The 19,115-nt window shown below is 65.1% G+C and carries 20 protein-coding genes; 12 read left to right on the top strand and 8 right to left on the bottom strand.

Features of this window, described 5'->3' with window-relative positions; translation table 11 throughout:
* Window positions 1-145 precede the first annotated feature (145 nt).
* Window positions 146-511: a hypothetical protein gene (locus tag AC1Z3O_RS31820; RefSeq protein ID WP_483520832.1), complete on the top strand. Its 366-nt coding sequence runs from the start codon at window positions 146-148 to the stop codon at window positions 509-511.
* 770 nt (window positions 512-1,281) lie between these two features.
* Window positions 1,282-2,085 (top strand): IclR family transcriptional regulator, encoded by an 804-nt coding sequence (locus AC1Z3O_RS31815; protein WP_483520830.1) that lies wholly within the window; start codon window positions 1,282-1,284, stop codon window positions 2,083-2,085.
* 89 nt (window positions 2,086-2,174) lie between these two features.
* On the opposite strand, the gene AC1Z3O_RS31810 is transcribed toward AC1Z3O_RS31815, so the two are convergent.
* The 7 genes from AC1Z3O_RS31810 to AC1Z3O_RS31780 all read right to left on the bottom strand — a co-directional run bounded on the left by AC1Z3O_RS31810 (window position 2,175) and on the right by AC1Z3O_RS31780 (window position 7,938).
* The gene (locus AC1Z3O_RS31810; RefSeq protein WP_483520828.1) at window positions 2,175-2,579 is read right to left on the bottom strand and encodes a Zn-ribbon domain-containing OB-fold protein; all 405 of its coding nucleotides are present in this window, start codon (window positions 2,577-2,579) and stop codon (window positions 2,175-2,177) included.
* Entirely contained in the window at window positions 2,576-3,658 is a 1,083-nt protein-coding gene (locus AC1Z3O_RS31805) for a thiolase family protein (protein WP_483520826.1), read from the bottom strand. Before AC1Z3O_RS31805 ends, AC1Z3O_RS31810 begins: the two co-directional genes overlap by 4 nt.
* Before the next feature lie 62 nt (window positions 3,659-3,720).
* Complete coding sequence (locus AC1Z3O_RS31800) at window positions 3,721-4,194, bottom strand: hotdog family protein (protein WP_483520824.1); 474 nt, start codon at window positions 4,192-4,194, stop codon at window positions 3,721-3,723.
* A complete protein-coding gene (locus AC1Z3O_RS31795) occupies window positions 4,187-4,810 on the bottom strand; it encodes an FAS1-like dehydratase domain-containing protein (protein WP_483520822.1) in 624 nt (207 codons plus the stop codon). Before AC1Z3O_RS31795 ends, AC1Z3O_RS31800 begins: the two co-directional genes overlap by 8 nt.
* Before the next feature lie 45 nt (window positions 4,811-4,855).
* Complete coding sequence (locus AC1Z3O_RS31790) at window positions 4,856-5,821, bottom strand: Bug family tripartite tricarboxylate transporter substrate binding protein (RefSeq protein ID WP_483520820.1); 966 nt, start codon at window positions 5,819-5,821, stop codon at window positions 4,856-4,858.
* A 111-nt stretch (window positions 5,822-5,932) separates the two neighbouring features.
* Window positions 5,933-7,117 (bottom strand): CaiB/BaiF CoA transferase family protein, encoded by a 1,185-nt coding sequence (locus AC1Z3O_RS31785; protein ID WP_483520818.1) that lies wholly within the window; start codon window positions 7,115-7,117, stop codon window positions 5,933-5,935.
* 38 nt (window positions 7,118-7,155) lie between these two features.
* A complete protein-coding gene (locus AC1Z3O_RS31780) occupies window positions 7,156-7,938 on the bottom strand; it encodes an enoyl-CoA hydratase-related protein (protein ID WP_483520816.1) in 783 nt (260 codons plus the stop codon).
* 465 nt (window positions 7,939-8,403) lie between these two features.
* Here AC1Z3O_RS31780 and AC1Z3O_RS31775 point away from each other — a divergent pair, with 465 nt between their 5' ends.
* The 8 genes from AC1Z3O_RS31775 to AC1Z3O_RS31740 all read left to right on the top strand — a co-directional run bounded on the left by AC1Z3O_RS31775 (window position 8,404) and on the right by AC1Z3O_RS31740 (window position 14,722).
* On the top strand, window positions 8,404-9,489 hold the full coding sequence (locus tag AC1Z3O_RS31775) for a thiolase family protein (protein WP_483520814.1): 1,086 nt from the start codon (window positions 8,404-8,406) through the stop codon (window positions 9,487-9,489).
* A gap of 12 nt (window positions 9,490-9,501) precedes the next feature.
* Entirely contained in the window at window positions 9,502-9,915 is a 414-nt protein-coding gene (locus AC1Z3O_RS31770; protein ID WP_483520812.1) for a Zn-ribbon domain-containing OB-fold protein, read from the top strand.
* Window positions 9,916-10,027: 112 nt separating this feature from the next.
* Complete coding sequence (locus tag AC1Z3O_RS31765; protein WP_483520810.1) at window positions 10,028-10,816, top strand: crotonase/enoyl-CoA hydratase family protein; 789 nt, start codon at window positions 10,028-10,030, stop codon at window positions 10,814-10,816.
* A 50-nt stretch (window positions 10,817-10,866) separates the two neighbouring features.
* A complete protein-coding gene (locus tag AC1Z3O_RS31760) occupies window positions 10,867-11,550 on the top strand; it encodes a CoA transferase (RefSeq protein WP_483520808.1) in 684 nt (227 codons plus the stop codon).
* 26 nt (window positions 11,551-11,576) lie between these two features.
* Window positions 11,577-12,755: a CaiB/BaiF CoA transferase family protein gene (locus AC1Z3O_RS31755; protein ID WP_483520806.1), complete on the top strand. Its 1,179-nt coding sequence runs from the start codon at window positions 11,577-11,579 to the stop codon at window positions 12,753-12,755.
* A complete protein-coding gene (locus AC1Z3O_RS31750; RefSeq protein WP_483520804.1) occupies window positions 12,712-13,215 on the top strand; it encodes a Bug family tripartite tricarboxylate transporter substrate binding protein in 504 nt (167 codons plus the stop codon). The genes AC1Z3O_RS31755 and AC1Z3O_RS31750 overlap by 44 nt, the downstream gene beginning before the upstream one ends.
* Window positions 13,216-13,297: 82 nt before the next feature.
* Window positions 13,298-14,479, top strand: coding sequence for a thiolase family protein (locus tag AC1Z3O_RS31745; RefSeq protein ID WP_483520802.1), 1,182 nt, complete (start codon window positions 13,298-13,300; stop codon window positions 14,477-14,479).
* A 66-nt stretch (window positions 14,480-14,545) separates the two neighbouring features.
* Window positions 14,546-14,722 (top strand): hypothetical protein, encoded by a 177-nt coding sequence (locus AC1Z3O_RS31740; protein WP_483520800.1) that lies wholly within the window; start codon window positions 14,546-14,548, stop codon window positions 14,720-14,722.
* Window positions 14,723-14,859: 137 nt separating this feature from the next.
* On the opposite strand, the gene AC1Z3O_RS31735 is transcribed toward AC1Z3O_RS31740, so the two are convergent.
* Entirely contained in the window at window positions 14,860-17,553 is a 2,694-nt protein-coding gene (locus AC1Z3O_RS31735) for a winged helix-turn-helix domain-containing protein (protein WP_483520798.1), read from the bottom strand.
* Window positions 17,554-17,703: 150 nt separating this feature from the next.
* On the opposite strand from AC1Z3O_RS31735, the gene AC1Z3O_RS31730 reads away from it, so the two are divergent.
* The gene (locus AC1Z3O_RS31730) at window positions 17,704-17,829 is read left to right on the top strand and encodes a hypothetical protein (RefSeq protein ID WP_483520796.1); all 126 of its coding nucleotides are present in this window, start codon (window positions 17,704-17,706) and stop codon (window positions 17,827-17,829) included.
* A 229-nt stretch (window positions 17,830-18,058) separates the two neighbouring features.
* Entirely contained in the window at window positions 18,059-19,114 is a 1,056-nt protein-coding gene (locus tag AC1Z3O_RS31725) for a phosphotransferase (RefSeq protein WP_483520794.1), read from the top strand.
* The last annotated feature ends 1 nt before the right edge of the window (window position 19,115 follow it).

Genomic DNA, 19,115 nt, shown 5'->3' with positions numbered 1-19,115 from the left:
GCCAGCCTCTCGTGTGACGATCGGCTGAGCATTGTCGTGCGACCCAACACAAGGGGTAATCCGCTCGACGGATGGCCAATTGGTCGATATGCCTCAGGCATCTCATGCGGCTACCTTCTCTGCACAACAACTCAGGGAGGTACCCATGAATCGGTCAATTCTGGCGATCGGGCTTTGCCTGCTGGCAGCCCAAGGCTGCGCAACGAAGAACTATGGACGGCTCGGGGCCGTGACGGATTTCGAGCGGCAGACCATGACGTGCCGTGAAATCCAGATCGAGCAGGCCAAGGTGGGCGGTTTCAACCAAGCAGTTGAAAAGGAAAGTGAATTCAGCGGGCGCTCAGTTCTCTCGTTCCTGGGCGACTTCGGCATTGGCAATGTCATCGAGAAGAATGCTGCCTTGGAGAGTGCCGATAACCGGGCTCATCAGCTTCGGATGCTGGCCTTTGAGCGCCACTGCCTAGACAAGACTGCGGCGGCGCCTAGTCGCCAGGATACGGCGAGCCGGTAGGCGACTGCTGCCGAACTCGGTCGCCAACCACTGGGCTGGCAGCGCATATCAGGTCAGCTGCATCGGCGGGGAGGCGCGGGGGAAATTGATCTGCGCGCATCATGATGCGCGCAGATCACGTGTCACCTATGTCTCCGAACACCCGTTACCTATGTCCCCGCGGTCCATACGCCCGGCTGCGGGAGGGGACTGGCATGGCGACGTGGGATGATGATCCGCGGGGAGTGTCGCCACGTTGCATGTGAAGTGACAACGATATGACAAGCCAGACGGAGCCAGACGCTGGAATCGGTCATCGCCTTGTGATCCCCGACAGACTTCATTTCTAGCGATCCCCCCCTGATTGCTGAAAATAAAGTCTGTCGAGAGGCGGTCATGAAGGTGCTTGATTTCTAATGGTTATTTTTTGCGTAAAAAATCGACCAATGTCTGTCGAGCGGCGCAAAGTGGATTGTAAATGCTTGCTTGATGTAGCCGATGTCTGTCGAGCCCAGATTTCACAAGGCAAGCCGCAGGTCGCACTCAGGTCGATTTGAACGCAACCACAATCCACCAGATCGCGAAGCAATCCATGCTTCTTCGGCACCTCAAGCCCCGGCGTAGCCGGTGGCGATAGCGATAGCACCTCCACCTGGGCGAAGTGACATCTCCTCTATAATCACGGCGTTATCCGTGGCGGAACGCCGTTGTTTTCTTGAGCCGTTGGCCTGCCGTGGCAGGCAGTTGCGCCACGGCGGCAGATCCGTCTGACATTCACCAGGAGTCGAGCGATGAAAGAGTGTGCTGAAGAGTCGGGGCTTGTTGCCGTCGATGCAAATCGTCCGCGGCTGGACTCGTCCGTCGTCAAGGCGCTCGCTGTGCTCGAGATCCTGAGCAAGGCGGACGCGCCCGTCGGCGTCTCGGCGGTGGCCCGGCAACTCGATCTAGACAAGAGCAATGTGCACCGCTTGTTCGCTACCCTGGTGGAACTGGGCTACGTGCAGAAAGAAGCCGACACCGGGCGCTATTTCCCGACCCTCAAACTGTGGGAATGCGGCTCGGCGATCGGTGCCCGCCATCCCCTGAGGCGTGCTGCCCAGCCCTTTCTGCGCTTGTTGAAGCGGCAGACCTCCGAGACCGCCTTTCTGTCCATATTGCGTGGCGTCGAGGTGATGTACCTGGATCGGATCGATGCCGACTATCCCCTGGTGGCGCCGATGCAGGTCGGCTCCCGGGCGCCGGCCTGGCGCACGGCGTCGGGCAAGGCCTTGCTGGCTTTCCAGCCAGACCCGGAGAAGATCCTGGACGGGATCATCGCCACCGAGCCGTCCGCCGCGGCGCTCGACCGGCCGGCGCTGCTCGAAGAGCTCGCGCTCATCCGGCGCCGCGGCTACTCGGTATCGGTCAATGCCTGGATACCGGGAATCAGTGCCGTTGCCGTACCCATTCTGGACCTGCGCAATGTGCCCAATGCCGCGGTCGGCGTCGGCGGCGTGTCCGAGCGGTTCGGCCCGGAGCATCTCGAGGGGGTCGTCCGCTCGGTGCAGACCGTGGCGGTCGGCATTGCCGAGGCGCTTGGAGTCCAGCCGGCGTAGCCCTGCACCGGGCGCCGCGCGAGCCACGGCGCCGGCGGCCCGCATTGCCGTCCATGCGCATGGGCTTGCCCGCGTAGCCGCATCGCCGGCTACCGGACCAGCACGGCCTGAGGCAGCATCCTGTCCCCGCGCGACTCGAAGACGATGCGGACCTTCGCGCCGATCGACACGTCCGCTTCCGCTGCATGGAGGATATTCGTCATGATGCGGATGCCCTCGTCCAGGTCGATCAGGGCGAGCAGATAGGGTGCGTCGGCATCGAATGCCTCGCTGGGCGCCCGGTAGACGGTGCTGTACGTATGCACGGTGCCGAATCCCGACGCGATCTTCCAGGAATGATCCCGGGCGTGGCAATGGCGGCAGAGCGCGCGCGCGTAGAACTGAGGCTCGTGGCAGGCATTGCAGACCTGATAGCGGAATTCGCCGGCGGCGCAGCCGTCCCAGAAGGGTTGCGTATCGGGCGTTGGAATCGGAATGGTCTTGTCCATGGTCATGCTCTCGCCAGAATGAGGGAACAATGGGCCGAAAGCACGCCGCCGTCGCCATGCACCATGGCGATCTTTGCGTCTCTCACCTGCCGGGCCTGGGCTTGGCCGCGCAGTTGCGACACCGCTTCGACGACGTGGAACATGCCGCCTGCCGCGCCAGAATGGCCATATGACAGCAGGCCGCCGTGCGTGTTGCAGGCGAGCCTGCCATGGACCCCGAGCTCACCGGCCAGCGCGGCCGGGCCGGCCTCGCCACGCTCGAAGAAGCCCATGGATTCCAACTCCACCAACAGCGTGATGGTGAAGGAATCGTAGATCTCGGCGACATCGACGTCCGCTGGCCGGATACCGGCACGGCCGAACGCGGTCCGGCTCGACTGCTTGCAGCCGAAGTCAGTCAGTGACGGAGCTGAGACCACATGCTCGTGGGTGTGTCCTTGCCCGCTGCCGATCAGGTGGATCGGGATGGCTGCCGTGTCGGCGGCCGCGTCGGGCGCGCTGACGATCACGGCTGCCGCGCCGTCAGACACCGGGCAGCAGTCGAACAGTCGCAGCGGGGAGGAAACCAGCCGGGCCGCCATCGCCTGCTCCAGGGTCAGCGGCTGGCGCATGTGGGCCAACGGGTTAAGGGTCGCATAGGCGCGTTGCGTGGTTGCCACCGATGCCATGTGTTCTGGCAGCAAGCCGTACTCGTGCATGTAGCGGCGGGCAACCAGGGCATAGAACGCCGGCACGGAGGGTCCGTAAGGCTGCTCGAATTGCTGGCTTCCGCCAGCCGCAAGCATGCTTTGCGCCGCGCGCCCCATGCCAGAAAGCCGGTTATCGCCGGTCACCACAAGTACGTGCCGGCAGTGGCCCTGACTGACTAGTGCAGCGGCTGTCATCACCATGATGCAGGCAGTGGCCCCGCCGACCGATAACGAGGCGGCGTAGGCGGGCTGAACGCCAAGGTATTCGGCCACCAGCGACGACAGCAACATGTGCGGTTCGGTGGTGGAGTACGCGCACAGGAGGCCATCGATATCGCTCAGCTTCAGCCCGGCGTCGGCAACGGCGCCAAGGGCGGCGTCCATATGCAGAGACATGCAGGAGCTTTCCGGGAGCCGACCCACGGCGGTGCTGTAGGCGCCAGTCAACGCTGGATGCTTCATTCTGTCATCCCCTTGCTTTCCTGCGACGCATTCCGCGTGGGCAGCGTCACCACGACGGGGCCCGGCGCGACCGAGATGCCGCGCTCGTTCTCGCAGCGCATCTCCAGTTCGACGAAGTGCTTGCCGCCTTCCCTCCATTTGCGCCGTACCAGGCCTTTGGTAAGCACGGTATCGCCGGCGACGTTGAAGCTGGACATGCGAAACGGCCCCAGGCGGACGATCGTGCCGGCGTTGCCGATATAGGCGCGCACGCTGCGTTCCCACATGCCTTGCAGGAAGACGTTGTTGGCGTACGCCTCCTGGGCGCCGCTGGCACGGGCAATGTCCGAGTTGTGGTGGATCGCGTTGAAGTCGCGATTCGCGCCCGCCGCCACGACGAGTCGATGCAGGGTAAGGGGGAAAGCCACGTCGTCGAGCGCCTCGCCTTCGCGGACGTCTTCCCAGTACCGCTGGGCGTTGTCCCTATGCATGAGATCCCCCCTTGCCGGCAGGCATTGCATCCGCCTCGTCGGCGGATCGATCCGCAGGGTCATAGCAGTACCGGCTGTAGCACACCCGAGCAATCAGCTCGCCGGACTGGTTGCGGACTTCGCTTTGCCAGGTCAGGAATGCGCCCCTGCCCACCCTCGTTTGCTTCGGCCGGCATGCCAGCAGCTTGGCGCCGGAGATTGCGAGCCGGTCTCCGGTCACGATCGGCGCGACGTACTCGACCTCGATGTCAGTTGCGAAGGCGCGCAGGGTCTTGGGCTGGGGAATGTGGCTGCCCTGCCATGGCATGCGCATGCCGGTGTCGGGCTGCACATCCCTTCCTGCGGCGCGCCAGACTTGCATCCCGGCTTCCCACAGCGGAGGGATGATCCAGGTCAGCAGCGAGCTGCAGGGGGCAATGATGTCCCGATATCCGTGAGCTTGCGCGATGTTCTTGTCGTAGTGCAGCGCGCAGTCGAACTCCAGTGGCTCGAGGAAGCGCCGGATGGCACCGGCCTCGACCGCGTCTGCGCCGCTGCGCTGGTAGTCGTGGCCGAAATCGGTGCCGACGGCATCGATCATCGGCTGCCACGCCCGCATCCAGGCGTCATCGTTCATCTCGTGCCTCCATTTGTCTGCCGTTGCCGGCCTGCGGGACAGGTGTCATTGCGGGTCTATGCCGGCTTCGCGGATCTTCTCCGTCCAGACCGCGAGTTGCGACTTGACGAAGTTCGCCATTTCCGCTGGCGGCAGGAAAGATGGCTCGCCAGACCCGAGCTTCGTCAACTGATTGCGGATGCTCTCGCGGCTCAGTGATTTTTGGACAGCGGCACTCAGTGTTTCGACTGCCGCACCCGGTGTGCCGGCCGGCGCGAAGATGCCGGACCAGGCGATGGTCTCGAAGCCGGGGAGCCCGCTCTCGGCGACCGTGGGAACATCCGGCATGGCGGTCGATCGCTGCAGCGACGTCACGGCGATTGCCCTGACGCGCCCGGTCGCGAGGAAGGATCGCGCGGCCGCCAGGTCTACGAAGGTGAAGCCGATGGACCCGCCGACCAGATCGGTCATGACCTGTGTGGCCCCGTTGTATGGCACAGCGGTGACGGCAAGTCCGGCGCGCTTGACCAGCGAGGAGCCGGCCACGTGGGACGTGCTGCTGCTGTGGCCGTAGGAGGCCCGCGACGGGTTCGTCTTCAGCCAGGCCAGCAATTGGTCCAGCGTCCGCACCGGCGCGCTGGCATTGACCAGAAGGACCAGCGGCGCCTTAGTTACCAGGGCGACCGGCGAGAAGTCCTTGATCGGGTCAAAGGGCAGTTTCTTGAACAGCGCGGGTCCTGCCGAATGCGTGGTGCCCGTGGTAAAGAGCAATGTGTAGCCATCGGGGGCGGCTCTCGCCACCCGCGTGGCTCCGATCGTTGCGCTTGCGCCTGGAAGGTTTTCGACCAGGACTGAAACACCGAGGGTGGAGCGCATGTCCTCAGCTAGCATGCGGGCAACGATGTCGGCGCCGCCTCCGGCCGCGAACGGCACGATCATGCGGATGACACGCTCCGGGTAGGCAGCCAGTGTGCTTCCCGCTGCCACGAGGGCAAGGGTCACGCCTAGCGTGAGGCTTTTGAGATATCGCATGGGTTCTCCTGCGGTTTGCGCGAGGCGAAGCGCGCTGGCGTGGGCCGGCCGGCGAAGGCGGGCGCTGCCCACGGTGTCTACTGTTGATCCAAAGCGCACTACAGGACGGCACTAGATGGCGCCGGCCTCCCGGGCTCGCGCGATGGCGCTGGCCGACATCCGCAACCGTTCCCGCAGGATGTCCTCGGTATGCTGGCCAAGCCCCGGGCTCGGCGACGGCTCGCGCACGCCGGCGCCGTGGAAGCGCAAGGGGGAGCTCGGCACCACGATGGGACCCAGGGCGGGATCGTCCAGCCATTGCAGCATGCCCCGTTCATGCATGTGCGGATCCCGCATGACTTCATCCAGGTCCCGTACCGGTGCGGCGGGGATGCGATGAGCTTCGGTCAGCGCGATGATCTCGGCCTTCTTGTGGCGACGGGTCCAGTCCTCGACGATGCCATCGACCTCCGCCATGCGCTGGCTCCGTTGCGCCGCGCCGGCATAGCGCGGATCTTGCAGGAGGTCGGGGCGCTGCATCGCCTGCGCCAATCGTGCCCAGTGCGTTTCCTTGACGCAGGCGATCGCGACCCAGCCGTCACTGGCTTCGAATACCGAGTAGGGACACAGCGTCATGCCGCCATGGCGGTTGCCGGTGCCGCGCGGCGCTTTCCCCGAGTCGTAAAGCATGGCCAGGCTGGAAGCCAACGTGGGGTAGATGGTCTCCTGCATGGCAACCTCCACCAGTCGTCCCTGCCCGGTGCGGGCGCGTTCTACCAGCGCGGTTACCGCGGCCCCATAGAGATGCACCCCCGCCAGGAAGTCCGCGAACGCCGGTCCCGACTTGAGGGGCGGGCCGTCAGGAAAGCCGGTGATGCTCATGGCTCCGGACACGGCTTGTACGCTGATGTCCATGGCAAGACGGTCGCGATCCGGTCCGCTCAGGCCGAAGCCGGTGCCGGAGGCATAGACGAGCCGGCGATTGATCGTCTTCAGCGTCTGCCAGCCGACGCCGAGCTTGTCCATGACACCCGGGGCGTAGTTCTCGATCAGCACGTCGGCATCGCGAACCAGGTCCTTCAGCATGTCGCAGCCGGCTTTTGATTTGAGATTGAGCGTCATGCTGCGCTTGTTCGTATTCAACATGGCGAACGGCAGCAGGGCACCTTTGGAGACCGCGGCGCGCGAGCGCACAGGATCCCCGGTCGGGGGCTCGATCTTGATGACCTCCGCACCGGCTTTCGCCATCAGGAAGGTTGCATAGGGGCCAAGGTAGGCCTGGCTCAGATCGAGGACGGTGATGCCGGCCAGCGGCATGCCGGCAGCTTCGGTGGGAGGCATGATGATGACCTTGACTAACGGTTTTGCCAGTTGGGCTTGCGCTTCTCTGCAAAGGCGCGCGGCCCTTCGATGAAGTCCTGGCTCTCCATCAATGCCATGACTGCGGGGTACTGGGTCCGGTATGCCGTCTCGATGTCGGGCGCGGACAGGCCGCGCAGCGCGGCGTTCTTGGTCGCGCGGATGGAGATCGGCGCGCATTCCAGAATCTGCCGGGCCCACCGCCGCGCGGCCGTCATGGCTTGCCCTGCCGGCGCGACCTCGTTGACGAACCCCAGGGCCAGGCCCTCTTCGGCGCTGACGCGCCGGCCGGTCAGCAGGATGCCCATGGCGGTCTGCATCGGCAGGCTGCGAACCAGCCTGTGCATGCCGCCGCCAAGCGCGGCCAGCCCTACGCGCGGCTCGGATAGCGCGAAGACAGCGTGTTCCGCCGCAACGACGATGTCGCAGGCCAGGGCCAACTCGAAGCCACCACCCATCGCAATGCCGTTGACGGCGGCGATCACCGGCTTGTCCAGGTCGAAGCGCGCAGTCAGGCCGGCGAAACCGGAGGGGATGTACTCGCGCTTGACGCCCGCGGCCGTTGCCTTGAGGTCATTGCCGGCACTGAAGGCGCGGTCCCCGGCGCCCGTCACGATCGCTACCCACAAATCCGGATCCCTGGCGTAGGCATCCCAGACGGAGGCCAGTTCCTTGTTCGCGGGGGAGTAGAGCGCATTCATCACTTCCGGACGGTCGATGGTCACCTCGAGCACCCTCCCGTCGCGGCGCAGGCGACAGAATTTCAGATTTTCTTGCAACGACGTTCTCCTATGAACAACGACGTTGTTATGATTGGAGATGGGTGCCGGGGTGTCAAGGCGAAATCCCGCTAGGGGAAACCCCAGGCGCGGGCTCGTGTGCGGACATCGATGCGAGGCGGTCGCTCATGCCACGTCATCCATCACGACGTCGAAGCGTGACGACGGCGCCCGCCGGCCGGTCGCGGCACCCGGCATCGAATCGTCAGTTTTGACGACGGACAGTCGAGGGGGGCGTCACTAGACTGCTTCCAGTCGTGAGGGCAGGGGATCGCACGTTGACACCGGCAGCGTGCGGAACATCCACACGCGCTTGCCGTAGCGCCGCGCCATCGGTTGCCGCGCCGTGCTGAGCAGAAGCGCACATCAAGGATAGGAACGAAAGCGATGTCTCTAAGAAATGTTGCGGCGATCACAGGGTATGCCGAGTTCAAGTCCCGGAAGACTGCGGACGGGCTCACACCCATGGCATTGACCGCGGAAATCGCGCGCAGGACGGCGCTGGACGCGGGTGTGTCACCCGGCGAGATCGACGGCCTGCTCGTCACCACGCCGGTGGCTGCCTACAGCATGTTCTGGCCGTCCGCCGTGGCCGAGCACCTGGGCCTGAGGCTGAAGTACTTCGATACGGTGGAGCTGGGCGGCGCATCGGCGGCCGGCATGGTGTGGCGCGCGGCCGCGGCGATCCAGGCAGGGCTGTGCGATCGCGTGCTGTGCCTCACGGTGGAAGTACCCAGCGCAGACCGCAACAACGGCCGCAAGGGCTTGCTGCGCTCGGAAGCCGTTACCGAATTCGAGATCCCGTTTGGCGCCTCGCCGCCAAATGCCGGCTACGCGATGGTGGCGCGGCGGCACATGCATGAATTCGGCACGAAGCCGGAGCAGCTGGCAAAGATCGCCGTGGATCAGCGCACCAGCGCCTTGTCGAACCCGCTTGCACTGTTCAATCAGCACGCGCTCACGATCGATGAGGTGCTGAACTCGAAGATGATCTTCGACCCGCTGCACCTGCTGGAGATCGTCTCGCCTTGCGTGGGCGGCTCCGCCGTACTGGTCACGCGGGAGTCCCTGGCGAACCGGGGGCCCAATCCGCCGGTCAGGCTGCTGGGTGCCGGCGAGGCGGGTTCTCATCTATCGATCACGCATCGCCAGGACATCACGACATCGTGGTCGAAGCAGTCCGCCGAAGCGGCTTTCGCCATGGCCGGCGTCGCGCCTGCGCGCGTCGATATTGCCCAGCTCTATGACTGCTACACCATCGCCGTGCTGATGGCGATCGAGGATCTCGGCTTCTGCCCCAAGGGACACGGCGGGCCGTTCGTGGCCGAGCGTGACCTCACATTCGCCGGTGATTTCCCGTGCAATACCAACGGCGGGCAGCTGTCCTTCGGCCAGGCAGGCGCCGCGGGCGGCATGACCCATGTGGTGGAGGGCGTGCGGCAATTGATGGGGCGCGCCGAGGCCCGGCAGGTCAAAGGCGCAACGGTCGGCGTTGTCCACGGCAATGGTGGCGTCATGTCGGACGAAGTCACGCTCGTCCTCGCAAACTGAAAAGGAAGATCCATGGCAGCCAATGAATATCGCAAGCCGCTACCGATCCCGCAACCGCATACCGCCGCGTTTTGGCAGGCGGCCAGGCAGAGCGAACTGAAGATCCAGAAATGCCGGCATTGCGGCCACCTCCAGCACTACCCGCGCGCCACCTGCACGGCGTGCTGGGGTGCCGAAATGGATTGGCACACTTGCACCGGCAGGGGGATCGTCTATTCCTACACCATCGCCTATCGGTCGACCACGCCGGAGTTCGTGAACGACGATCCGTACATCGTCGCCATTGTCGAACTCGAGGAGGGCGTGCGCATGACCACGAATATCGTGGACTGCCCCTTGGACGCGATCGGGGTCGACATGCCGGTCCAGGTGGTGTTCGACCATGTTACCGAGGACATCGCATTGCCGAAATTCAGGCCGGCCTAGCGCGCCTTGGCGCGCCTCGGTGTGCCTGGCGACTCCAGGCATCCCTTGGCGGACATAAGTTCCAACGTCGCCCAGCTCGGTTGAGGGACGACTCATCGTTCACGGAGGAATCATGGATCCCACTGAAAAGCGCAGCTATTTCCGCACGGAAGTCATGGACGACCATGTGCTGGTCATCACCATCGACAGGCCCGAAGCGCGCAATGCATTCAACCTTGCCATGGCGCTCCAGCTGGAGGCGGTCATGGACCGCTTCGACGAAGACGACGCTTTGTGGGTGGCTGTGCTGCGCGGGGAAGGCTCGACCTTCTGCGCAGGCCATGACCTGAAGGCCGCGGCCATCGGCGAGATTGCTCGCACTCCGAAGCGCGGTGGCTTCGGCATGATGACGCGCCCGCCGATGAAGCCCGTGATCGCGGCAATCGAGGGCCACGCCTATGCGGGCGGCCTGGAGCTGGCGCTGTCCTGCGACATGATCGTCGCCTCGGAAGAGACCCGCTTTGCCTTGACCGAGGTGAAGCGCGGGCTGGTTGCCACCGGCGGGGGATGCTTCCGACTGCATCAACGGATTCCGTATCACCTGGCCATGGAGATGATCCTGACCGGCGAGCCACGCAGTGCGGCCGAAATGCACCAGCACGGCCTGCTGGCGAAGGTCACGGCGCCGGGCAAGACGTTCGAAGCGGCCCTCGCGCTGGCGCGCAAGGTGACCGTCAATGCCCCGATCGCTGTCCGCGCCTCCAAGGAAATCGTGTCGCGCTCGCAGGCGGAAGGCTGGAGCGAGGAGGAGAGCTGGTCCAAGCAGCGGGAACCGGCGGGCCGCAACGCGGCGTCCGAAGACAAGCGGGAAGGCCTGGCTGCGTTTGCCGAGAAGCGCAGCCCGGTGTGGAAAAACCGCTAGCCGCGCACCATCGATCATCGATGAGAGCTGACCCAATCAAGGTGAATGGCATGTGGCACGGCGTCGACCCATCCGGCAATTCCACGCACTGCAGGCCGCTTGCCGGCATCCGCGTCCTTGAGCTCGCCCGGGAAGCCACGGTGTCGTCCTGTGCCTGGAACCTGGCGCAGCTGGGTGCCGAAGTCCTGCATCTCATGCCGCCGACGCCCGCGCATGCGGCTTCCGCTGGGGCGGGCGATGGCGCTGGCGGCGAAGGTCGCCGCGGCGGGGTCGACCCGCGTGGAACGCCGGCAGGACAAGCGCACTCGCTGGCGATCGATTTTGCCGGGCCGGCAGGGCGTGAACTCATTCTGCAGCTCGCCAAGGAGTGCGACGTGTTTCTCGGCAACCTCGACGCCGTGCAGATGACGCGTTGCGGCCTGGGCTACGACGCGGTGTCCAAAGCCAACCGCCGCATCATTTTTCTGCTGCAGACGGAGTGCGGGCAGGAGGAAGGCTCCGCGCATGCAGGGCCGACGCAACGTGGGCTCCTGGGCGCGATCGCCGTGCTCGGCGCCCTGCGCCAGCGCGAGGTGCACGGCGGCCTCGGGCAAGCGATCGACCTCGCGTTCCCGGACTCCGGCTCTGCCGCCCGATTGCCGCTGCCCGAACAGGGGGCGCGCCACATCCTTTCCGACTGGCTCAGCCTGTCGAAAGAGCAGCTCACATGCCTGGTGAATGACGGCGTGATTTGATCGCCTTGCCTAAGGAGCATTTGACTATGAAGAAAGAGAACGGCCCCATGCTGGAGGGGATTCGCGTCGTCGACATGTCGACCGTGATCTTCGGCCCCTATTGCACGCAGATCCTGGCGGACATGGGTGCGGACGTCATCAAGATCGAGCCGGCCGAAGGGGACTCGATGCGCCATACCGGCCGCTTCGTCGAGACGCCGGGCATGAGCGGCACGCATATGACGATCAACCGCGGGAAGCGCTCCGTCACGTGGGACCTGCGCAGCGAATCCGGCCGGGAGGCGATGCACCGGCTGCTGGAGTCGAGCGACGTCTTCCTCCACAACGTGCGTGCCGACGGCATTGGCCGGCTCGGCCTCGACTACGACGCGGTCCGCAAGATCCGGCCCGACATCATCTACGTTCACTGCGTCGGCTTCGGCATGTCGGGGCCTTATGCATCGATGCCCGCCTACGACGACGTCATCCAGGCCGCCTCCGGCATGGCTTCGCTGTTGCCCAGGGTAGATGGGGACCCTAATCCCCGCTATTTCCCCATGATCGTCGCGGACAAGGTGTCTGGCCTGCACGCCGCCTACGCCACGCTTGCCGCGCTGGTGCACAAGCTTCGAACCGGCGAGGGCCAGCATGTGGAGGTGCCGATGATGGAAGCCCTCACCAGTTTCACGCTGCTGGAGCACCTGGGAGAGCGCGCGTTCGTACCGCCGATCGGCAAGATGCTGTCTCCCAGGGTCATGAATCCGAAGCGCAAGCCCGCGCGAACGAAGGATGGCTACATCGGGATCACACCCTATTCCGATGAGCGCTGGGTCGCCTTGTTCCACGCCGTCGGCAGGAGTGCCGTGCTGGAGGACCCGCGGCTCAACTCGAAGGCGCTGCGGACCCAGCACCTCGACGTCATGTATTCACTGCTTGCGGAGGTGACGCCCGAGCGGACCACGGCCGAGTGGCTGACCTTTCTCAAGCAGGCCGGCATTCCGGCCATGCGTGTCAATGATGTGGAAGACCTGTTTGACGATCCGCACCTGAAGGCAGTCGGCTTCTTCCAGGATCGGGAGCACCCCAGCGAAGGCAGATACGTCGAGGTGCAGCCACCCGTCAGGTTTTCCGCCAGGCCGGAGCCGAGAATCGGGCCTGCGCCTCGTCTCGGGCAGCACAGCGATGACCTGCTGGCCGAGCTCGGCATGGCCGGGCGCGAGGCTTAGGCCGCCCGACTCTTGCGCTACCTGCTCCGCGGGATCTTCACGTGGCTACGGAAATGGATGGAGACAAGAAAATGGGAAAGCATCGCCTGGCGCATTGGCCGACTATTCCATCTTCCGACCCTATATCCAATCCGGAAAGCTACGCATCCTTGCGGTGACAGGCGACAAGCGGCTCTCCATGGAGCCTTCGGTGCCCACCATGCAGGAAAGCGGCTATCGAGATTTCGTCTTTGCAACGTGGATGGCGGCCTATGCTCCAGCCAAGACGCCGCCGGACATCGTCAGGAAGCTCAGCGACGATCTGCTCGCCATCTATGCGCTCCCGGAGTCCGCCCATTTCTCCAGGCAGACGGATGGGGAGATCTTCCTTGCCGGACCGGCAGAGCTGCATCGCTTTCAGCTGGCAGAGATCGAGCAGGCGAACAAGATCGTCAAGGCAGCGGGTATTCCTAAGCAGTAGGAAGACATCGGATGTGCGTGATGGCCGGCAGCTGGAAGACGACGGAATCATTTGAAACAGACCAGGACTGACAAAGGAAATCATGAGAACGGAAGCTGTCATTGTGGACGCAGTTCGCACGCCTATGGCCCGAGGGAAGGCCGGCGGCGCGTTTGCCAACCTCCATCCCGTGGAGATGCTGGCGCAGGTGCTTCAGGGACTGGTGCGCCGGAACGATCTTGACCCGGCGCTGGTCGACGATGTGCTGATCGGCTGCGTCAGCCAGGTTGCGGAGCAATCGGCCTTGCCCGGCCGGAACGCGTGGCTGGCTGCCGGCTTTCCGGAGCATGTGCCGGCGGCGATGATCGACCGCCGCTGCGGATCGAGTCAGCAGGCGGTGCATTTCGCCGCGCAGGGGATCATGGCCGGCGCCTATGACATCGTGATCGCCGGCGGTGTCGAGTCGATGAGCCGAGTGCCGATGGGAAGCTCGCGCGGCGGCGCGGATGGGGACGGGCCATCCGTCCGGGCCCGCTACGCACCGGGCCTGGTGGGCCAGGGCATCTCCGCGGAACTGGTAGCACGGAAATGGGGGCTCAGCCGGCAGGAACTGGACGAGTACTCGGCGGCCTCGCATCGGCGTGCCGCCAGCGTGCGGGACAGCGGCGGGTTCGCCGCCGAGATCCTGCCGATCCGGACCGACGCGAGCATTGTCACGGAGGACCAGACCATCCGGGCGGAAACGACGGTCGCAGGCCTTGCCCAGCTCAAGCCCTCCTTCCGCACCGACGGCTATGTCGAGCGGTTTCCGGAGATTGACTGGAGCATCACGCCGGGCAATTCGTCGCAGATCACCGATGGTGCTTCCGCGCTGCTGATCATGAGCGAGGAAATGGCGGGAAGACTGCATCTCAAGCCGAGGGCCCGCTTCGTCTCGTTCGACGTGCGCGGCGACGATCCGCTGCTGATGCTGACGGCGCCGATCACGGCCACGCGGCGCGCACTCATGAAGGCGGGACTCTCCGCCGGAGACATCCATCACTATGAGGTCAACGAGGCCTTCGCGCCAGTGCCGCTCGCCTGGCAACGCGAGTTCCATGTCGACCCGGACCGCCTCAATCCATGCGGCGGGGCGATTGCACTCGGCCATCCCCTCGGCGCATCGGGTGCCCGTCTGATGACCACCATGCTGCACGCGTTGGAGCGTGGCGGTGGCCGCTACGGGCTGCAGACCATGTGCGAGGCCGGCGGCATGGCCAATGCCACCATTATCGAGCGACTGTGACCGCGCATCATGCGCGCGTCCTGCGCGAGTCAGGAGAGCGAGCGCCAGCAAGATCCAGGGAAGTCGATGTTGGCCAGGCCGCCCGACGACGCCTGCGCGGCGCTGGCGGGTAGTGTGCCGCATCCGCGTCGACTGGGTGATGCTGCGGAACTTGCCGCACTGGCGATGCGCATCATCGAAAACCCGCTGCTCAACGGGGAAACCATCCGCCTCGATGGCGGACTTCGCATGCCGCCACGCTGAGCGTCACGCGTGCGGCAGGCGCCGCGGATATCGGGTCGGTGGATCGGCGGGTCGGCACTCAGGTACGTGATCCAGGTGTCGGGCGCCGGAGTGGTGTCAGCGCGGTCGCCATCCAGATGGCGCCCCAACTGCTGCGTTCAGCCGATCCATCCCAGCAGGCGCGCCTTGGCCACTGCCTGGGTCCGGCTATGCGTGCCGAGCTTCTGGCTGATATTGCGGACGTGGGTGCGTACCGTGCTGTCGGAGACAAACAGCTTCTCGCTCATGGCCTTGTTGGAAAAGCCCTCGGCGAGCAAGCGCAGCACCTTGAGCTCGGCAGCCGACAGCGGTGGCGCCGACTCGCCGCTGTCGCCGGGCCTCTGTGCCCCAGGGTCATCCAGGAACGGGCCGAATCCCTGCAGCATGCGCTGCAGGAAATCGGCAAAGATGGGGTCGCGCTGAGCCGGCGCTTCGGCCTGGCTCGATCGCTCCAAGCGCAAGACGATATTGCGCGCAGGCCTGCCTTCATCCAGCACCAGACGCATGATGCCCTCGTGGCACGCCGCCTTGAGGAGGTCCCGCATCTGCGCGTTCGCCGCGGCCATATCGCCCATGCGGTCCAGTGCCAGGCTCCTCAGTACGCAGAGCTTCATGGCGCGCCGCAGCCGGCGCTGGGATGTCGCCATGGCGATGGCACGCTCAATGCCCGGCAGCGCCTCGCCGGCCTGGTCCGCGGCGATCTGCCAACGCTGCAGGCCCAGTTCGAGATAGTCCGCATCATTGGCGGGCAGGCGCAGGTCCTGACAACGCTTCCAGATGGCGGGGGAATCGGCGCGCCCGAGCTCCGCCCGGGCCGCCATCAGATCGCCTTGCATGACCAGCAGGCGCGCGCGCTCGAGCTTTGCGCTGGCCACGGCACGGGCCGCATGCCGGTGATGGCCCAGGTACTCCAGCTCGCCGAGAAGTTGGAAGGCCTGGGGGATATTGCCGTTGGCGACCGCGATGCGCGCCAGGGTGACGTGTCCCGTCACCATATGGTCGGGCAGGCCTAGTTCCTTGGTGATCGGCACATAGACGTCGAGCAGGCGCGCAGCCTGTTCCAGGTCATTGGCTTCGTATAGGGCATGGGCGTAGAAGACGCCGGCCCATGCGTTGCCGGTCGTGTAACAGTAGGAGGGCGCGCCCGTCGCGGCCACCGCCATGCGAAAGCGGGCAGTCGCCTGCCGCAGCCGGTTTTCCTGCATGTCGATCATGCCTTCGACGGACTCCGTGTACATCAGGCCGAATGGGTTCGGGCTGTCGGATTGCGTGATCCTGGCCTCATCGAGGAGCTTGCGGGCTTGCTCGTGTTCGCCCTGGATGGCAAAGACCACGGCCATCGCATTGGCCAGGATGCCGTCGGCAAACGCATTGCCGCTCGGAAACGACGCTAGCGCCGTTACGCCCACCTCATAGGCAGCCTCATGGTGATCCACGCTAGCCAGCAGCAGCGGGCGCAGGGCGCGGATGTGGGTGACGACGTCGGCATTCGTCGCCGCCTTCAGTTCCGGTTGCTCCAGCAGCCGGTTCGCATCGTGTGCGCCCCGGGTGAAATAGACGGCAAGGATCTGGACCACCCGGAGAACGGGGTAGCCGGCCAGCAGCGCCGGCGGTATCGCCACGAACCAGCGACTGAGAAGCCGCCAGCGGCCGCTGGATAGAAAGCCGTCGGCATGGTTGGCAAGGAGAGCCAGCGCCCGCCCGTAGTCCTTCGCCTCGATGGCATAGTCGATCGCGGGCACAGGCCGGCCCTGCTCTTCGTGCCAGCGCGAAGCCGCCATCGCGAGCTGGGGAGCCTCCTCCGGCATCTGGTGCGCCAGCTGGTTGCGCAGGAAGCTGGCGAACAGGCTGTGATAGCGATACGTCGGCTCCGCACCGGCGATCGAGGTAAGGAACAGGTTGGATCTTTCCAGCCGCTCCAGCATAAGCGTACTGTCGGTGCGCCGCAGGATGGCATCGCACAGCGAGGGGGAAAGGTGCTTCAGGACGCTGGTTCGCAGCAGGAAATTCCGGGTCGCGGCTGACTGCCGGTTCAAGACATCCTCGCTCAGGTACTCGGCTATCTCCTTGTTCGACGCCGAGAAGCGCGTGATGAAATCGCTGTGCCTGACATGGCGTTCCAGGGCGACGGCGGCAAGCGATATCGCGGCGGCCCAGCCTTCCGTCGTCTGATGCAGTTGACGCACTTCGTCGTGCGGTATCAACAGGTGGCGCTTCTGATTGAAGAAGTCCACGGTCTCCTCGAGCGACAGCCTCAGCCATGCAGCATCGATCTCCACCAGTTCACCTCGCACGCGGAGCCTGGCCAGCCCGAGATCCGGAGTGGTTCTCGTCCCGATCACACCCAGCCCGCGGCGCGGCAACTGGCTCAGGACTTCCCTGAGCAAGCCCAGCACGGCCGGTTCGTGAAGATGCTCCAGCTCGTCCAGAAATAGCGCGAATGGCGCCGGGCTCCTGCCCAGTTCCTGGATCATCTCCAGCAAGGTCATGGATGACCGTGGCTCCCGCTTTTCGCCATCGTCCCGATCATGCTGTCTAGACACGAGCCGGGAGATGGCCAGCGCAAGATTGTCAAGAAATCGCGACGTATCGTTGTCCGCCGCGTCGCAGGTCAGCCAGGCCGTGGCAACGCCTTCGCCTTCGAGCCGGGAACGAATCTGGGTCATGGCCGTCGTCTTGCCGAAGCCGGCAGGCGCGCTGATCAGAACCAGCTTGGCAGAGTGCGCGTCGCAGGCCGCGTCGCAGATGGCCTGACGCTGGACCTGGCTTGGCAAAGCATTGGGGGGGCTCAGCTTTATTGCAACCGGCGGCAAAGATCCTTGCCGCGCTCTACTGCCGATCATCTCATTGTCTCCTCAGCGATGCACAGCGCATGCTCGCAGGTGGCCGTCCACTCCGTGGAGGATGGGTCATTGCCCGGGCCTTCTTGCGATTATCAAATATCTTGCTTGCGCAGCACAACCATGTTCGCAGCGATGCGTGCCGACGCAACCCTGCGCGCGCTGTGTCGGCCGGTGACGGAACGCATGAAGCGGACGCAGACGGCTCCGATCGTCAATTTTGCCGATGTGCCGGCGCAAACGCCTTAGCCATACTGGCCGCACGTCACCGATGTGCCGACCGCAGGCGGCGCGCCGAAGCCACGCGATATCCACGCGGGCCCGGCCGCCATCGGTCACACGCGGCTACGCGGACTCACTCGAGAACAGCTATGAACCTGAACGACGCCCCGTCGCAACCACCATCTGCGGTCGATCCGCTTGCAGCCCGGTCAAGGCGGTATCTCCGCCCGGTGGCTTCGCCGTGGGAGATCCGCCAATGAGCCCGGACCCTCTGACCGTGGATGGTCTTCCGTCCCATCGCCTCCCGGTCGAGGCTCTGGTCGCGTACCTGCGCGGACGCCTCGATGGCATCGACGAAACCCTGGCCGTGTCGCAGTTCCAGGGCGGGCAGTCGAATCCCACCTTCCTGTTGAAGGCCAACGGGCACAACTATGTGCTGCGCAAGAAGCCGCCCGGCAAGCTGCTTCCCTCCGCGCATCAGATCGAGCGCGAATACCGCGTGCTGGCGGCACTGGCCGATACCGGCGTGCCCATTCCGCGAGCGAGACTCCTGTGCGGGGACGCGGACGTGATCGGTACGCCGTTCTACGTGATGGAGCATCTTCCCGGCAGGATCCTCAGCCGGGTGGACCTCGCCGGGGTACCGGCGGCAAGTCGCAAGCCTGTCTACCAGGCGATGGTGGACGCGCTGGCGAGCCTGCACCAGGTCGACTGGCGTGCGGCGGGCCTCGGCGACTTCGGTCGTCCGGAGGGCTATGTGGAACGCCAGGTCGCGCGTTGGAGCGCGCAGTACCTGGCGAGCCAGACCGATGAGATACCGGCGATGCACGCGCTGATGGCATGGCTGGCCGCGCAACGTCCGGTGCTGAGCCGCGATGCGATCGCGCACGGGGACTTCCGCCTGGGCAACCTAGTGTTTCACGCCGAACGCGCGGAGGTGGTCGGCATCCTCGACTGGGAACTGGCGACGATCGGCCATCCGCTCGCGGACCTTGCCTATTGCTGCATGCCGTATGTGCTGCCGGCAGACGTCTTTGCCAACGGTCTCCAAGGCCTGGATCTGGAAGCCGCGGGTCTTCCCGGCCTGGACAGCATGGTGTCGGCCTACGTCAGGAAAGCGGGGGATGCGGACCTCGAGCATTGGCCGTTCTTCATCGCATTCTCGCTGTTCCGCTCGGCCGCCATCGCGCAGGGTGTCTACCACCGCGCATTGCAGGGGAATGCGGTTGGCGCCGACGCATCGGAGTTCGGTCGACGGGCACGCCAGTTCGCCGAGGTCGGGTGGCAGGTGGCCCAACGGCGCTCGGTCTGAG

It is taken from the genome of Cupriavidus sp. 09_S30, assembly GCF_056930435.1.
This window is presented reverse-complemented; position numbering and strand designations above follow the sequence as displayed.

Excerpts from the sequence above, each read along its gene's own strand:
- AC1Z3O_RS31755 (WP_483520806.1), top strand. The coding sequence starts at position 11,577 with ATGAAGAAAGAGAACGGCCCCATGCTGGAGGGGATTCGCGTCGTCGAC.
- AC1Z3O_RS31785 (WP_483520818.1), bottom strand. The coding sequence starts at position 7,117 with ATGCCGCTGGCCGGCATCACCGTCCTCGATCTGAGCCAGGCCTACCTT.
- AC1Z3O_RS31805 (WP_483520826.1), bottom strand. The coding sequence starts at position 3,658 with ATGTCTCTGCATATGGACGCCGCCCTTGGCGCCGTTGCCGACGCCGGG.
- AC1Z3O_RS31820 (WP_483520832.1), top strand. The coding sequence starts at position 146 with ATGAATCGGTCAATTCTGGCGATCGGGCTTTGCCTGCTGGCAGCCCAA.
- AC1Z3O_RS31815 (WP_483520830.1), top strand. The coding sequence starts at position 1,282 with ATGAAAGAGTGTGCTGAAGAGTCGGGGCTTGTTGCCGTCGATGCAAAT.
- AC1Z3O_RS31740 (WP_483520800.1), top strand. The coding sequence starts at position 14,546 with ATGTTGGCCAGGCCGCCCGACGACGCCTGCGCGGCGCTGGCGGGTAGT.
- AC1Z3O_RS31730 (WP_483520796.1), top strand. The coding sequence starts at position 17,704 with ATGTTCGCAGCGATGCGTGCCGACGCAACCCTGCGCGCGCTGTGTCGG.
- AC1Z3O_RS31770 (WP_483520812.1), top strand. The coding sequence starts at position 9,502 with ATGGCAGCCAATGAATATCGCAAGCCGCTACCGATCCCGCAACCGCAT.
- AC1Z3O_RS31750 (WP_483520804.1), top strand. The coding sequence starts at position 12,712 with ATGACCTGCTGGCCGAGCTCGGCATGGCCGGGCGCGAGGCTTAGGCCG.
- AC1Z3O_RS31800 (WP_483520824.1), bottom strand. The coding sequence starts at position 4,194 with ATGCATAGGGACAACGCCCAGCGGTACTGGGAAGACGTCCGCGAAGGC.
- AC1Z3O_RS31790 (WP_483520820.1), bottom strand. The coding sequence starts at position 5,821 with ATGCGATATCTCAAAAGCCTCACGCTAGGCGTGACCCTTGCCCTCGTG.
- AC1Z3O_RS31745 (WP_483520802.1), top strand. The coding sequence starts at position 13,298 with ATGAGAACGGAAGCTGTCATTGTGGACGCAGTTCGCACGCCTATGGCC.
- AC1Z3O_RS31765 (WP_483520810.1), top strand. The coding sequence starts at position 10,028 with ATGGATCCCACTGAAAAGCGCAGCTATTTCCGCACGGAAGTCATGGAC.
- AC1Z3O_RS31795 (WP_483520822.1), bottom strand. The coding sequence starts at position 4,810 with ATGAACGATGACGCCTGGATGCGGGCGTGGCAGCCGATGATCGATGCC.
- AC1Z3O_RS31775 (WP_483520814.1), top strand. The coding sequence starts at position 8,404 with ATGGCATTGACCGCGGAAATCGCGCGCAGGACGGCGCTGGACGCGGGT.
- AC1Z3O_RS31760 (WP_483520808.1), top strand. The coding sequence starts at position 10,867 with ATGTGGCACGGCGTCGACCCATCCGGCAATTCCACGCACTGCAGGCCG.
- AC1Z3O_RS31810 (WP_483520828.1), bottom strand. The coding sequence starts at position 2,579 with ATGACCATGGACAAGACCATTCCGATTCCAACGCCCGATACGCAACCC.
- AC1Z3O_RS31725 (WP_483520794.1), top strand. The coding sequence starts at position 18,059 with ATGAGCCCGGACCCTCTGACCGTGGATGGTCTTCCGTCCCATCGCCTC.